We start from the raw sequence: 13,544 nt of genomic DNA, 5'->3' as shown, positions 1-13,544 counted from the left end.
TCACAAGCCCCGCTTACGCAAGTAGGTTGTCGGGTTTCGGCGACGATTTAAATCCACTTTCCCACAAAGGTACTCGGGGTGCAAACCGCCATCGCCCGCCAAATGCAAATTCACCTCTGCCCAGAGGCCGTTCGCAGTCGGCGGCGGATAATACGTCGGAAAGCTCTGAAACCTCAAGCCCGCCAACGGATCGCAAGCCTTCTTTATCGTAGAGTGCGGGCATGGATGCAAGGGCTGCGCGCGGTAAATTACCAATAAATGGCACTATTTCGCGTAATGCACTGCGAAATGCCTTTGTGTGAAACACATCACAAAGGTCAATCGGCCCGATCATAAGCCCTGCTTCAGGCAAAATTTCGAGATCATCAACCATCAAATCGAACCGGTTATCCCACCGAATACCGTTCTGAACGTCTCGGTTTTCAAATGAAACAGGCACCGCACCCCGATCCATCCGGCCCAATTCCCGGTAAATGTAAATCTGCCCCTTACGCCCATGTAACATACAGCCACCAAGGCTGATCCTAGCTGTCTTGTCCCGGCCAAATTGCGCAAGTGCGTCACGCAGCGCGTCAAACACCGGCATATATGCCGCTCCGCCAACCGTGCGCACCACCTGCCCCAGTGCATAGATATCCGCACCATTATTACTGGCGTATGCGAAAAAGGCGTCTTGGTCGATCATGGCAATGCCACTGCCATGCAGGGTCACGGATGACGCCAAGATTTCACCGATGCTGGTTTCAAGCGCGATGCGGTGATCGGATGCACTTTGATCGCGCAGCTTTCCACCAGTGCCACGCGACAAATCGTTGCGCACGCGCACACGCTCGAACTTCTCATTGGTATTTGACGGGTCTTCGATCCATTCCTGATCAAAGGCCGCCAACGTTGCCATCAGATCAGCTTTGCTAACCGGCAACAAAGGCCGCAACATGCGCCCGTGCCGAAGAAACCTGCGTCCAGTCATCCCCGAAAGCCCCAAAACCTTTGTCCCGTGCGCATCGCGCATGGCAATGGTTTCGGCCTGATCATCGGCATGATGGGCAATCAGTAGATGGAAGATGCCACGATCGCGTAAAATATTATCAAGGATGTCATAGCGGGCAATCCTTGCCTGTTCCTGAATGGCACCGGTTGGTTTATCGCCAACCCACGGCGCAATCACATGATCAATGCCGTGTTTGGCAAGCTGATCACCGACCTTTTTTGCCTCAGATGCCGAATCACCGCGCAAACCATGATCAACTGTCACCGCCAGCAACACCCCGCCCCGGTTGCGGCACCAGTCATGGGCAAGCAGCGTCAGCGCCATGCTATCCGCACCACCAGAAACCCCGACGGCAAGTTTCGGGTTCTTTTCAAACGGCAAGAACGGGGTCATAAGCCGTTCAAAGACAACGGCGTCCAATGGAGTTCCACTGGACGCCGCAGAATGGGATTGTTGTGATCGGACGCGATCGGTCATGACAGGCCTGTTGTCGTTCCCTTATTGCGCGCATCCGCGATTTTTACGTTCCTGACGCGCGCGATCCAAAACCACGTTGGACGCATTCGGGAAGTTATCAATCAAATGACCAAATGCCGTGCAGGCATCTTCATTCTTGCCAAGGTTAGCCAAGGACATCCCAAGTTTCAAAAGATTGTCCGGTGCCTTGGTGCTATCGGGGTAGGTTTGGAAACCTTCGGTAAAGGCAATGGCGGCATTTTCAAACTCGCCGCGAACATAGAAGGTCTCGCCAAGCCAGTATTGTGCGTTGCCTGCCAGTGGATCATTTGGATGGCTGGAAACGAAACTGCTAAGAGCAGCTTCGGCGGCCGGGAAATCCTGTTTGCGCAGCAGGCCAAAGGCCTCGCGATATTGTTCTTCAGGCGTTCCGGTCGACAAAGCTGCCGATTGGGTTTGCGACGCTGGCGCGCTGGTTCCAGTCGGGCCGGATGGAATTTGCGGCGGCTGGCCTTCATTTTCGATCACACCAAACAGTTTGGTGCCACGTTCATTAATCGCTTCGCCGCTTGCGGCCCCGCCAAGTTCGCTTGAGGCAACGCTATTACCGGTTGGTGCTGTGTTATTTGGTTGTCCTACTGCCAAGGGTGCGACGGCACCATTCGCGCCATTTCCGGAAACAGCACCACCTTCAAGCTGGCTAAGGCGAAAATCAATATCGGACACCAGACGTTCAAGCCGGTCTTCGATCTTGCGAATCCGAAAATCAAACTGTTCAATCTGCCCGGTTAACTGGGTTGCACTGCGCTGTATCTCATTGATCTGAACTTGCTGACGTGCCGCAGCCGGTGTTGACGGATCGACACCGGAACTTAGCGCAGATGACGCAGCAGAACCGGCAGCACCGGTTCCTTCGCGGTAAACATAACGCTGAAGCAGATCAAGGTCTTTGCGCAACTGATCGACCTGTCGCGACATATTGGCGTCCTGCGCATAAACAGGCAAAGATCCAAGCGACGTAATCCCGACAACAGCCCCGATGGCAAGTGCCATCAAAAAAGACCGGCCTTTGCGCGCGGATGAGACCACTTTTGCGCGGCAACCTGTTGTGGCAACCCATTTGACTTGGTTGGATGTGCAGGAACGGTTTTGCGTTTCAGTGGTGGATCGAACTCGGATCATTGTCGGGTCCTTTGTCGTCAATGCTGTCTTCTTTGCGTCACTATGAAAGAAACAATGACACTTTCAAACATTTTCAGGCGGCAAAAATAAGGCGCCTGCCCCAAACGGGACAGGCGCCTTGATATTCAAGTCAGGCTTTCACCTGCACGCGCTTAACGGATAACCGATACAGCGCGGCGGTTTTTCGCCCAGCTTTCGTCGTCATGACCAAGAGCAACTGGACGCTCTTTGCCATAAGAGATGGTTTCGACGCGCGACGGATCGATACCCAAAGCAATCAGGTAATCTTTAACCGAGTTCGCACGACGTTCGCCGAGTGCAAGGTTGTATTCACGGGTGCCGCGCTCGTCGGCATGACCTTCAACAACAACTTTGTACTGCGGATATTTTTTCAGCCAAGCGGACTGCAGTTCGAGGGTGCGACGTGCTTCACCGGCCAGGTCATATTTGTCGAAGCCAAAGAAGACGCGGTCACCAACGTTTACAGCGAACCACTCAGGGCTGCTTTCCGACAGTGACGTGGTGGTGGACGGCTGGTTTACAGTCGATACACCTTCGCCACCAGTGGTAGCAGAACTATCAGGTGCAGTTTCACAAGCGGCCAAAAGTGCGACAGCTGCGAAAACGCTGAGAATACGAAGTTTCATTTAAGTTTTTCCCCTTAACACCGGACGCATTCGCCCGAGGTTGGTGTTTTCCATGTCTCGCGACACCGAAAATGCCCGCGATTTAAGCGAATCGCATTCAGTGCTTCGCGATGACTATACTCTTGAGATATCAGGGAATCAAGGGTGACCATGCAGGATCCGACCCATCCGCAGGTGTAACGATCTCTCGCTCGTTATAACCTGTGAGATCAATCGAATACAAACGATAGCGATCCTTGGTTCCATCTTTAGACGGATGTTGGCGGTGATACATCAAAACTCTTCCGTTCGGCGCCCATGTTGGTCCCTCTACGAGGTACCCTTCGGCCAGCAGTCTTTCTCCACTACCGTCTGGCCTCATGACGCCGATATAGAACCGACCTCCTTGCGATTTGGTGAATGCGACCAGGTCTCCGCGTGGCGACCAGACTGGTGTGGCATAGAGACCACCGCCAAAACTGACACGTTGCACGCCGCCACCATCGGCATTCATCACGTAAATCTGTTGCGAACCACTGCGATCGGAGTTGAACGCAATGCGCGACCCATCAGGCGAATAGGAAGGCGAGGTATCCACGGCAGCATGACGCGTAAGCTGCTGCTTTTCACGCGTGCGCAGGTCCAGTTCATAAATTTCACTGTTCCCGTCAAGCGCTTGCGACATGACAACCGAGTTCCCGTCTGGCGCGAATCGGGGGGCGAACGTCATCCCCGGAAAATCACCCAGCAATTCCAACTCGCCAGTATCGATATCCAAAACATAGACACGTGGCTTGTCGTTAAAGTACGACATATAGACCACTTCCTGTGCCGTCGGCGAGAACCGCGGGTTCAGCACAAGGAACCGACCATCGGACAAGAACCGATGATTTGCACCGTCCTGATCCATGATCGCCAACCGCTTGTTGCGGTTGTCCGCCGGACCAGTTTCAGAAACATATACAATCCGCGTATCGAAATATCCGCTTTCGCCTGTGATGCGCTTATAGATCTCATCAGCGATCTTATGCGCAATACGGCGCCAGTTATTGGGTTGTGTACGGTAGGCAACACCAGACATCTGGGTTTCAGCCAACACATCCCAAAGACGGAATTCGACGCGAAGCATTCCATTTGGTTCGGTAACAACGCGACCATTAACCAATGCCTGCGCATTGATGGCACGCCATTCGGCAAAATTCGGGTTCACCGCCAAGGAAGAGGCACTTTGAATAAATGCTTTCTCACTGATCGGTGAAAACAATCCCGAACGTTCGAGGTCGGCAGCAATCACCTGGGTCAGGTTCTGGCCAACTTCGGTCTCCGCAACCCCGTCACCCGGGAACCGGGTTACGGCAATTGGCATCGGTTTAAGTTCACCCCGGGTAATATCAATCCGAAGTTCAGCCTGTGCCGACGACACAAACCCGACATTCAGGCCAGCGACAACGGCAAGGGCAAGGGCACACAGCACCGGAATGCTGCTTTTTACCCAAAATCGTTTTATTGCGTTGGTCTCGATCGTCATCCTGCCTCGCTATTTTCCACGCGTGTTCAAGAACTTATCTATTAAAGGCCCAGCATTTCACGCATGTCAAAATTGAACGTGAATGTGCGCCACATTTCATATTTATCCAGCGGCAGTTTCAGAGGGCTGCATTGCGGATTTAGCACAGCTCTAAGGGCACTTTCCGCAATCGTACGGCGCGACGCATCCCCCTGAATGTCGTTCAGGTTGCTAATTCGTGCCTGTCTTACAGTCCCGTCCGGGTTTGCACTGACATGTATTTCTACCGCAAAGCTACCCGCTTCCTTCGCCCCTGCCGGTGGGCTCCAGCATCTTTCGATCTGACGTTTGACCGCATCAAGCTCGCTCATGGTCAGGTTGGCATCCAGTCTGGTTGCGACAACCTCGCTGGCATTTTCCTGTGGCGCTTCGTCTGGCTGCGTATCAGGCGTTGCTTCTGCTGTTTCCTTGAGCTTGCTGACATCCTTAAGAACGCTCATCAAATCGCGTTTTTTCGGTTCTTCCTTTTTCGGCTCCGGCTTTTTGACCGGTTCCGGTTTCGGCGGTGTCGGTTTTGGCTCCGGCTTTGGTTCAGGTTCTTTTTTCACTTCTGGTACAGGAACCGGTTCTGGTTTCGGTTCCGGCTTTGGCTCGGGCTTTGGTTTCGGTTCCGGCTTTGGCTCGGGCTTTGGTTCTGGTTTCGGTTCCGGCTTCGGCTCTGGTTTTGGCTCAGGCTTGGGTTCCGGTTTTGGTACGGGTTTCGGTTCTGGTTTCGGGACCGGCTTCGGCTCTGGTTTTGGCACCGGCTTTGGTTTGGCTTCTTCTTTCGGCTCCGGCTTTGGCAACGCCTTGGTCGGTGCCGCAGAAAACTCCGCCACATCTACGACTTCAACCGAAATCGATTGAAGTTCTATCGGTGTTTCTTCGAACAGGTCCGGCAAACCCAGCCACGCAACCAAAAACAGCACAGCATGTAGGCCAAACGATATGAGAGCGTAACGTAGCATATTCTGTTACGAACCCTTTTCCGGCAGTTCGGCGATCAGTGCGACCTTTGTAAAACCGGCATTCTTGATCAGGCCCATAACTTCCATCACGCGGCCATAATCAATCGACTTGTCGCCCCGAACAAAGATACGGGTTTCCGCTTTGTTGTCCGTGATCGCAGAAAGCTTTTCGCTCAGCGTGTCCTGGGCGATTTCACTATCCATAATATAGATCGTGCCTTCGGCCGAGACCGACACCACCAGCGGTTCATCCTGCCCGGTCATCGGCGCAGCACTTGTTTCTGGCAGATCAACTTCAACACCGACCGTCATCAACGGTGCTGCAACCATGAAGATCACAAGCAACACCAACATCACATCGACCATCGGTGTGACGTTAATATCGCTCATCGCGGCACGGCGGTTATTGCGGCGTCCACGACGCCCGCCACCACCTGATCGGGATGAAAGCTGTGCACCCATGATCAGTCTTTCGTGTCGTCAAGTTGGCGCGACAGGATCGAGGTAAACTCGTCCACGAATGCTTCAAGACGGTTGTTATACCGGTTCAGGTCGCTGGAAATCTTGTTATAGGCAACAACCGCCGGGATTGCGGCAACAAGGCCCATGGCAGTTGCCAAAAGCGCCTCTGCGATCCCCGGTGCAACAACCGCAAGCGAGGTATTTTTTGACGCTGCAATCGCCTGGAACGATACCATGATGCCCCAAACGGTCCCGAACAGACCGACAAACGGTGCGGTTGAACCGACCGATGCCAGGAAAGTCATATAGCGTTCAACCCGGTCCATCTCGCGACCAAGGGTGACTTCCATGGATTTTTCAAGGCGCTGCTGCATCCGCGCGCGCATGGTGTCACCTGTGACCCCACGGGCGTTTGAACGGCGCCATTCGCGCATCGCCGAGACAAAGATCGCCGCCATCGGATCGCGCGGCTTGTCGGCAATTCGATCATAAAGGTCTTCAAGCGACCCGCCCGACCAGAAGGCTTCTTCAAAGGTCGTTGCCTGCGCGCGCAACTTGCGAAGGCGCAGCAATTTTTCGATGACAATGGCCCATACCCAGACCGAAGCCATTAACAGTCCGATCATCACCGTTTTGACGACCAGCCCAGCCTGCATGAATAGTCCCCACAGAGACATGTCATGTGCCATGACCGACTGCCCCAGCGTTACCGCGTCGACCACTTGATTTTCCATATTCTCTTTAGTCCTTGTTCACATCCAGATAGCGACTAAATGCCGTTCGTAGTTCTTCGGGCAGTCTTTGGGCCCGAAGTTCTTCAATCGACATGCAGGCGAGATAAATCTCGATCACCACCAATTCCTCGCCGTCGCGCATTACTTTTTGTTCAAACCCAAGTGATGCGCCCCCAAGCTTAATCACCCGGCTTTCAACCGTAAGGCGGTCTTCCAACTGAGCCGCCCGACGAAAATCGACGGTACAGTGTCTAACGGCTATGGCAACTTTGTGGCGTTCTGCAACATTTCGATTGGTAAAGCCCAACTGGTTAAGCATCGCTGAACGCGCACGTTCGGCAAAAGCCAGATAGTTCGCGTGATAGACGATCCCGCCAGCATCCGTATCCTCATAAAATACGACTAAAGGATAAACATGCCGCTTACCGTCCAAATAGCCGAGCAACGCTTCATGATCGTTTTGTGTCATCAGGAATCGTCCCCATTTGATCCATCCCCCTGACGATCAAACAGATCCGCCAACGGCACCCCGCCCGCTTCACGCGGCGGGATCAGACCAAGATGCTTGTACCCTTTGATGCCCAACATACGTCCACGCGGTGTGCGCTGGATCAGTCCCTGTTGCAGCAAATAGGGTTCAATCACATCTTCAATCGTGTCGCGTTCTTCCGAAAGCGCTGCGGCCAGGGTATCAACGCCCACCGGCCCGCCACCATAATTCCCGGCAATACAATTCAGATAACGACGGTCCTGACTGTCCAGGCCAAGATTATCGACTTCAAGCCGGGTCAGTGCCGCATCGGCAATAAATTTATCGACCGGTGATTTTTCCGCAACAGAGGCAAAATCACGCACACGTCGCAATAAACGCCCGGCAATACGTGGTGTTCCGCGTGACCGACGGGCAATTTCCATCGCCCCTTCTTCGGTCAATTCGAAATGCAAAAGCCGCGCGCCACGCGCAACGATGCTGACCAGTTCTTCGGGTTCATAGAACCGCAGACGCAGTGGAATGCCGAACCGATCGCGGAGTGGCGTGGTTAAAAGGCCCGAACGGGTTGTGGCCCCAACAAGGGTAAAGGGCGGCAAATCAATCCGGACAGATCGTGCAGCCGGACCTTCGCCGATGATCAGATCAAGCTGGAAGTCTTCCATCGCCGGATAGAGAATTTCTTCGACCGCCGGGTTGAGACGATGAATTTCATCAATGAACAATACGTCGCGCGGCTGAAGATTGGTTAAAAGGGCGGCAAGATCACCGGCCTTGGCAATCACCGGACCGGACGTTGCACGGAAACCAACACCGAGTTCGCTGGCGACAATTTGCGACAAGGTGGTTTTGCCAAGTCCCGGTGGGCCAAAGAACAACACATGATCCATGGCCTCTTCGCGGGACCGCGCAGCCTGAATAAAGACATCAAGGTTTTCGCGCACTTCTTTCTGGCCGGTGAAATCATCCAACCGGCGCGGACGCAGCGATCCATCCTGATGGTCTTCTTCGCGACGCTCACCACTGAGCAAACGGTCTTCTTCTTCGCTCACGCGCTAAGCTCCTTTAGTCCCAAGCGGATCAGCGTATCAATCGACTTATCATCCCCTGCCTGCTGGGCGGCCTTGCCCACTGCACCGAATGCTTCGGAGCGGCCATAACCCAGATTAACCAGTGCAGAAACCGCATCGGACAATACAACGCTGTCATCAATGACCGGTTCTGCCGGGGTGGCAGCAACATTTACATCCGCGCCCGATTTCGACGATTTCTTTGATTTTGTGGCGGGTTTATCGGCCTCAGGCGCCGGGACTGTCGGTGCAGCAACCGGGCCAAGGTTAAGTTTGGCGGCCTTGTCTTTAAGTTCACCAACAATACGAGTGGCGACTTTTGGGCCAATGCCCGGTGCGCGACACAGGGCGGTTGTGTCCTGTGCGGCCAAGGCGCGCAGAAGATCCGTCGGAGTTAAAACCGACAACAAGGCCAACGCAACCTTTGCGCCAACACCCTGCACGGTGGTCAGAAGTGAAAACCACTGTTTTTCGGCATTATCGGCAAAGCCATACAGATGAATATGATCTTCACGGACATGGGTTTCGATCATTAATCCGGCATCGCCGCCCTTGGCAGGCAGCATGGATAATGTCCGGCGCGATGCGAAAACAAGATAGCCAACACCATTCACATCAATGATGACATTGTCTTCGCCAATGAAATCGATAATTCCACGCAGTTTCGCGATCACCTGTATCTTCTCCCGTTTCCTGTTGGCTTGGCCGCCATACTTGCCGCCAGCGCCCGGTTCCCGGCATGTTGCGCATGACAGATGGCAACTGCAAGGGCGTCTGCGGCATCGGCCCCGGCAATTTCACATCCCGGAAGCAAGGTCGAAACCATCATTTCCACCTGTTGCTTGGCAGCATGACCAGCACCTACCACAGTCTTTTTGACGGCATTGGGTGTATATTCCGTTACCGGAATGCCACTGCGTGCCGGAGCAAGCAGGGCAACACCGCGTGCCTGACCAAGTTTGAGAGTCGATACGGGATTTTTATTTACGAAGGTTTCTTCGACAGCGGCTTCGTCCGGCTTCCAGTTTTCAATCACTTCGATCAAGCCTGTATGAAGCTGATCAAGGCGTTCGGCCAGTGAAAGCGATTGGGTCGATGTCACGACCCCGTTGGCGACATGACGCATACGGTTATCTTGAAGGTCGATGACCCCCCAGCCCGTACGTTGAAGACCGGGATCAATCCCGAGTACTCTGACCACAGCGTCACCCTAATTTCCATGAAGCAGATACAAAACACCCGCCATTCAAAAGCGAAAGGCGGGTGTTGGCAACATTAATTGGACGAATTAGTTTTCCAGACCCGCGACGATTTCGTCGGTCCAGGCAACGTTGGTCCAGACATTCTGAACGTCGTCGTTGTCTTCAAGCACATCAACAAGTTTCATGATGCTCTGAGCCTGATCAACAGTGATCTCGGCTTCGGTCACGGCACGGAAGACCATTTTGGCACTTTCCGGGTCACCGAATTTTTCGGTCAGAGCTTCGCGTACCGCGTTGAGGTCTTCGAGCTCGGTATCGATGACATGGCTATCTTCATCAGACTCTGCATTGGCAGCCCCGGCTTCAAGGGCGGCTTCAAAGATCTCGTCCGCATCGGCCTTATCCGCCAGATAGACGATTTCTCCAACGCGCGTGAACATAAAGCCAACCGAACCGGTTTCGCCAAGATTGCCACCGCTTTTGGTGAAAGCAGCGCGCACTTCGGATGCGGTACGGTTACGGTTATCGGTCAATGCTTCGACGATAACTGCAACACCTGCGGTGCCGTATCCTTCGTAGCGAACTTCTTCGTAGTTATCGCCTTCGCCCGCACCGGTCGCCTTTTTAATGGCGCGTTCGATGTTGTCTTTGGGCATGTTCTGAGCCCGGCCTGCGGAAATTGCGGCACGCAAACGCGGGTTGCTGTCGATATCATCGCTGATTTTCGCAGCAACGGTAATTTCGCGGGCAATCTTGGTGAAGATCTTGGCGCGTTTTTTATCTTGCGCACCTTTGCGGTGCATAATGTTCTTAAATTGGGAATGGCCGGCCATAACCTAAAACCTGTATTCATTGAACTCGATGTGGAACGGTATCGGATGATACCACGCCGGTCATGCGGGAGTTCCCTGTCAGACCAGCCCGCCCGAATGTCGACAAATCCGATAACTTCAAAATCTGCAAACAGACGGACAAAAATTTCGACCGCTCCTATAGCCTGTTTACTCTACAACGTCCAGCCATGCTTGGTCGAACCTTATGAATAGATACACTGATATACAGGTTTTTCCCCAGCGCGCGCCGCAAACCCGACGGCAAGTTTCGTACATTTTATACTCATGCACATTGTTAGATGTTGCAGATACAAAGATATTCTTCCAATAATACGGATGAACTTACCTATTAAACTAAAGAAGTACGACTCTCTGGGGTAAACTTGTTGCCGGACAAAAATCAGGCTCATCACATACGGCGCTTTTAAAGACCCGTATGGACATAGAAGCCAATCAGGCACAGTCAGGAAACAAAAGGTTAGATAGAATGGGAAGTAAATTCGGGGTCCAAAGCAAACTATTGATTTCGTTTGCTTTGGTTGGATTCATGGCGGTAATTTCCGCTGTCGTCGGGGCCGTATCTTTCAACAAATTCGGTGATGCGCTTACTACCATCACAGAAGAAAAACTTCCACCTATTGCAGCGGCACAAGCCCTGGCAACCGGCAGCGCAGAGATTGTCGCAATCGCACCACGGATTGTTGCCTCGGCCAATTCGGAAGAAGAAACCGCGATCAATGACGAACTTGCTGTTCGCCTTCAGGCACTGGTTGGAGACATCAATAAAATTGAAGCAACCGGTTTCATGCCCGAAGTCATTGCGAGCATCAATAACAACCGTGCCCTGCTGCAGGACAATCTTGAACAGCTTCATGCGGTGACGCAGGAACGCTTCCAGATCACGAATGAAAAATCTGAAAAGCTTACTGAATTCCAGAATCTGGCAAAGCGTTATGCAGACACTCTAAAGCCGGTCTTGTCCTATACCCAGAATGACCTTTCCCAAGGTGGTCAATACGCCGCGTCATTCAAGAAAGATCCGTCACTACAATATAGTGCCGCGAAAGAAGAGATTCTCGAGACGTTCCAGAAATATGCATCCGCGATTGAGACCCGCACCCCAATCCTTGAGATTGAGCGCCTTGGGTCTACTGCATCAAACATGATTATTTCCAGCACCACGGAAACACAGGCTGTGCGTCTGTCGATCATTCCGGTGCGTATTCGCGGCACATATGCCGATGCTCTGAGCAAGCTTGACTCGATTGGCAATGAACGTCTCAAAGACTTCTATGTTGATCTGATTGACAAGATGCAGGCTCTTTCGGTTGGCGACGGTAGCTTGCCTGATCTGCGCAAACGCGAACTTGAAGCCAGTGAAAGCAGCCAATCCCTTGTCGTTCAAAGTGGCGAATATGCCAATGCAATGCGTAACAGCGTTGCCGAACTGGTCGCGGGTTTGAACGTCGAAGTTAATGACGCTGCCGCACAGGCAAAGGTCGTTGAAAAGCAAAGCTTAACTGCCTTGGCCGTCGTTGCGATTGCAGCAATCGTGATTTCACTTCTGATCTATGTGCTTTATGTCCGTGGCAACGTTCTGCGGCGTCTTGGCCTTTTGCAGAAAACCATGGTTCAGCTTGCCGATGGCAATCTTGAAGTCGTGGTTCCAGCCAAAGGCAATGACGAAATCAGTGCCATGGGTCGTGCTGTTGAAGTCTTTAAGGAAAACGCCCTTAAAGTCCGCGGCATGCAGGCCGAAGAAGAACGCCTGAACCGCGAACGTAACGAAGCATTGCGCGATGAGCTTCTTGGCCTTGCCGATACCCTTCAGGGCGAAGTCGAAAGTGCTGTGAACGAAATCGCAGCCCTTGGCCAACAGCTTCAGGGTGTTTCGGGTCAGATGACCACAAGTGCGGAACTGGTATCGGGTCAGACCGAAGAAGTCGCCAATTCGGCACAGGAAGCAACCGGCAACGTTGAAACCGTTGCAGCCGCCACCGAACAGCTTTCGGCATCAAATGCGGAAATCAACCGTCAGATGGCCGAATCCACCCGGATTTCCGGCGAAGCATCGACCCGTGCACAGGAAACCAACGAACTGGTTGTCAGCCTGTCGCAGTCGGCTGATCGTATCGGTGAAGTGATTGCATTGATCACGGACATTGCCGAACAGACCAACCTTCTGGCCCTGAACGCAACGATTGAGGCCGCTCGTGCTGGTGATGCTGGCAAAGGCTTTGCCGTTGTTGCCGCCGAGGTCAAAAACCTTGCCAACCAGACCGAAAAAGCGACCGAGGAAATCTCGGGCCAGATTTCCGGTATTCAGAAAGCAACCGGTCAGTCTGTGAGTGCCATTGGTGACATTGGTCGTATCATTGAAAACATCAATGAAATTGCCACCACCATTTCAGCCGCCGTTGAAGAACAAGGTGCCGCAACCGACGAGATCACCCGTAACGTTCGCGGTGCGGCGGATCGTACCCGTTCGGTATCGGCATCGATCACGGAAGTTGCCAGCGAAACCGGCAAGACGGGTGAGCTGTCCAGTCAGGTCTTCGCAACGGCACAGGATGCATCAGAGAAGGTCGAAAATCTGCGGTCGCGGATCAACCGCATTCTTGAAGATCTGCGCCAACAGGCACGTGATCGCGCTGCTTCCTGATTAAAACCACAGTCTCCTGACATTAAAGGCCCGCCAATTTGGCGGGCCTTTTTTCGTATCCGACAGGCATCAAAAAGACCAATGCCCCTAGCCCATTCACGCACAAACAGAACCGACAAATGCAGAAATGCAACCTATGAGATACACCTTCATAAAAATGCATGCTAAATTTGTATGGACTATGATATATGGGCATTAACTATAACATATAAGGCACTTTTTTCTCGACACTGCCCCACCTTACCAAGGCAGATCGGGCCCCATCGAAAGTGTCACATCCTGGGAAGTCACATCTGAGAGACCCGTAAATGTGCGTCACCGC

At 53.0% G+C, this 13,544-nt stretch carries 14 protein-coding genes; 2 read left to right on the top strand and 12 right to left on the bottom strand.

Annotation, left to right across the window (positions count from 1 at the left end):
- Positions 1–13: 13 nt before the first annotated feature.
- From tilS to ACQ0MK_RS04545, 5 genes are all read right to left on the bottom strand, one after another.
- Positions 14–1,468: a tRNA lysidine(34) synthetase TilS gene (gene tilS, locus ACQ0MK_RS04565; RefSeq protein ID WP_430475011.1), complete on the bottom strand. Its 1,455-nt coding sequence runs from the start codon at positions 1,466–1,468 to the stop codon at positions 14–16.
- A 21-nt stretch (positions 1,469–1,489) separates the two neighbouring features.
- Positions 1,490–2,500 carry a tol-pal system protein YbgF gene (gene ybgF / locus ACQ0MK_RS04560; protein WP_430475010.1) on the bottom strand — a complete coding sequence of 337 codons (1,011 nt, stop codon included), beginning with the start codon at positions 2,498–2,500 and terminating at the stop codon, positions 1,490–1,492.
- 281 nt (positions 2,501–2,781) lie between these two features.
- The gene (pal, locus tag ACQ0MK_RS04555; RefSeq protein WP_350043812.1) at positions 2,782–3,276 is read right to left on the bottom strand and encodes a peptidoglycan-associated lipoprotein Pal; all 495 of its coding nucleotides are present in this window, start codon (positions 3,274–3,276) and stop codon (positions 2,782–2,784) included.
- Positions 3,277–3,406: 130 nt separating this feature from the next.
- Positions 3,407–4,783 (bottom strand): Tol-Pal system beta propeller repeat protein TolB, encoded by a 1,377-nt coding sequence (gene tolB, locus ACQ0MK_RS04550; RefSeq protein ID WP_430475009.1) that lies wholly within the window; start codon positions 4,781–4,783, stop codon positions 3,407–3,409.
- Positions 4,784–4,824: 41 nt separating this feature from the next.
- Entirely contained in the window at positions 4,825–5,262 is a 438-nt protein-coding gene (locus ACQ0MK_RS04545; protein ID WP_350159444.1) for a hypothetical protein, read from the bottom strand.
- Between ACQ0MK_RS04545 and ACQ0MK_RS04540 the strand changes: the two genes are divergently transcribed.
- Positions 5,231–5,668 (top strand): hypothetical protein, encoded by a 438-nt coding sequence (locus ACQ0MK_RS04540; protein ID WP_430475008.1) that lies wholly within the window; start codon positions 5,231–5,233, stop codon positions 5,666–5,668. The two genes, ACQ0MK_RS04545 and ACQ0MK_RS04540, sit on opposite strands and share 32 nt — an antisense overlap.
- Positions 5,669–5,775: 107 nt before the next feature.
- Here ACQ0MK_RS04540 and tolR read toward each other — a convergent pair whose 3' ends face one another.
- From tolR to ACQ0MK_RS04505, 7 genes are all read right to left on the bottom strand, one after another.
- Positions 5,776–6,231 (bottom strand): protein TolR, encoded by a 456-nt coding sequence (tolR, locus tag ACQ0MK_RS04535; protein WP_350043815.1) that lies wholly within the window; start codon positions 6,229–6,231, stop codon positions 5,776–5,778.
- A gap of 2 nt (positions 6,232–6,233) precedes the next feature.
- Positions 6,234–6,965: a protein TolQ gene (gene tolQ, locus ACQ0MK_RS04530; protein ID WP_350047055.1), complete on the bottom strand. Its 732-nt coding sequence runs from the start codon at positions 6,963–6,965 to the stop codon at positions 6,234–6,236.
- Positions 6,966–6,972: 7 nt separating this feature from the next.
- Positions 6,973–7,434: a YbgC/FadM family acyl-CoA thioesterase gene (locus ACQ0MK_RS04525; protein WP_430475007.1), complete on the bottom strand. Its 462-nt coding sequence runs from the start codon at positions 7,432–7,434 to the stop codon at positions 6,973–6,975.
- Positions 7,434–8,507, bottom strand: coding sequence for a Holliday junction branch migration DNA helicase RuvB (ruvB, locus tag ACQ0MK_RS04520; RefSeq protein WP_350043818.1), 1,074 nt, complete (start codon positions 8,505–8,507; stop codon positions 7,434–7,436). The genes ACQ0MK_RS04525 and ruvB overlap by 1 nt, the downstream gene beginning before the upstream one ends.
- Entirely contained in the window at positions 8,504–9,199 is a 696-nt protein-coding gene (gene ruvA / locus ACQ0MK_RS04515) for a Holliday junction branch migration protein RuvA (protein ID WP_430475006.1), read from the bottom strand. Before ruvA ends, ruvB begins: the two co-directional genes overlap by 4 nt.
- Entirely contained in the window at positions 9,196–9,726 is a 531-nt protein-coding gene (gene ruvC, locus ACQ0MK_RS04510; protein ID WP_430475005.1) for a crossover junction endodeoxyribonuclease RuvC, read from the bottom strand. Before ruvC ends, ruvA begins: the two co-directional genes overlap by 4 nt.
- A gap of 87 nt (positions 9,727–9,813) precedes the next feature.
- Positions 9,814–10,560 carry a YebC/PmpR family DNA-binding transcriptional regulator gene (locus tag ACQ0MK_RS04505; protein WP_350043821.1) on the bottom strand — a complete coding sequence of 249 codons (747 nt, stop codon included), beginning with the start codon at positions 10,558–10,560 and terminating at the stop codon, positions 9,814–9,816.
- A 436-nt stretch (positions 10,561–10,996) separates the two neighbouring features.
- Here ACQ0MK_RS04505 and ACQ0MK_RS04500 point away from each other — a divergent pair, with 436 nt between their 5' ends.
- Positions 10,997–13,222: a HAMP domain-containing methyl-accepting chemotaxis protein gene (locus ACQ0MK_RS04500; protein ID WP_430475004.1), complete on the top strand. Its 2,226-nt coding sequence runs from the start codon at positions 10,997–10,999 to the stop codon at positions 13,220–13,222.
- Positions 13,223–13,544 lie beyond the last annotated feature (322 nt).

It is taken from the genome of Thalassospira lucentensis (genome assembly GCF_050516545.1).
GTDB lineage: Bacteria > Pseudomonadota > Alphaproteobacteria > Rhodospirillales > Thalassospiraceae > Thalassospira > Thalassospira lucentensis_C.
Note: the sequence above shows the minus strand (reverse complement) of the source record. Positions and strands in the feature narration are given on the sequence as shown.

Coding starts and splice junctions, on each gene's coding strand:
- tilS (WP_430475011.1), bottom strand. CDS start 1,468: ATGACCGATCGCGTCCGATCACAACAATCCCATTCTGCGGCGTCCAGT.
- ybgF (WP_430475010.1), bottom strand. CDS start 2,500: ATGGCACTTGCCATCGGGGCTGTTGTCGGGATTACGTCGCTTGGATCT.
- pal (WP_350043812.1), bottom strand. CDS start 3,276: ATGAAACTTCGTATTCTCAGCGTTTTCGCAGCTGTCGCACTTTTGGCC.
- tolB (WP_430475009.1), bottom strand. CDS start 4,783: ATGACGATCGAGACCAACGCAATAAAACGATTTTGGGTAAAAAGCAGC.
- ACQ0MK_RS04545 (WP_350159444.1), bottom strand. CDS start 5,262: ATGAGCGTTCTTAAGGATGTCAGCAAGCTCAAGGAAACAGCAGAAGCA.
- tolR (WP_350043815.1), bottom strand. CDS start 6,231: ATGGGTGCACAGCTTTCATCCCGATCAGGTGGTGGCGGGCGTCGTGGA.
- tolQ (WP_350047055.1), bottom strand. CDS start 6,965: ATGGAAAATCAAGTGGTCGACGCGGTAACGCTGGGGCAGTCGGTCATG.
- ACQ0MK_RS04525 (WP_430475007.1), bottom strand. CDS start 7,434: ATGACACAAAACGATCATGAAGCGTTGCTCGGCTATTTGGACGGTAAG.
- ACQ0MK_RS04505 (WP_350043821.1), bottom strand. CDS start 10,560: ATGGCCGGCCATTCCCAATTTAAGAACATTATGCACCGCAAAGGTGCG.
- ACQ0MK_RS04500 (WP_430475004.1), top strand. CDS start 10,997: ATGGACATAGAAGCCAATCAGGCACAGTCAGGAAACAAAAGGTTAGAT.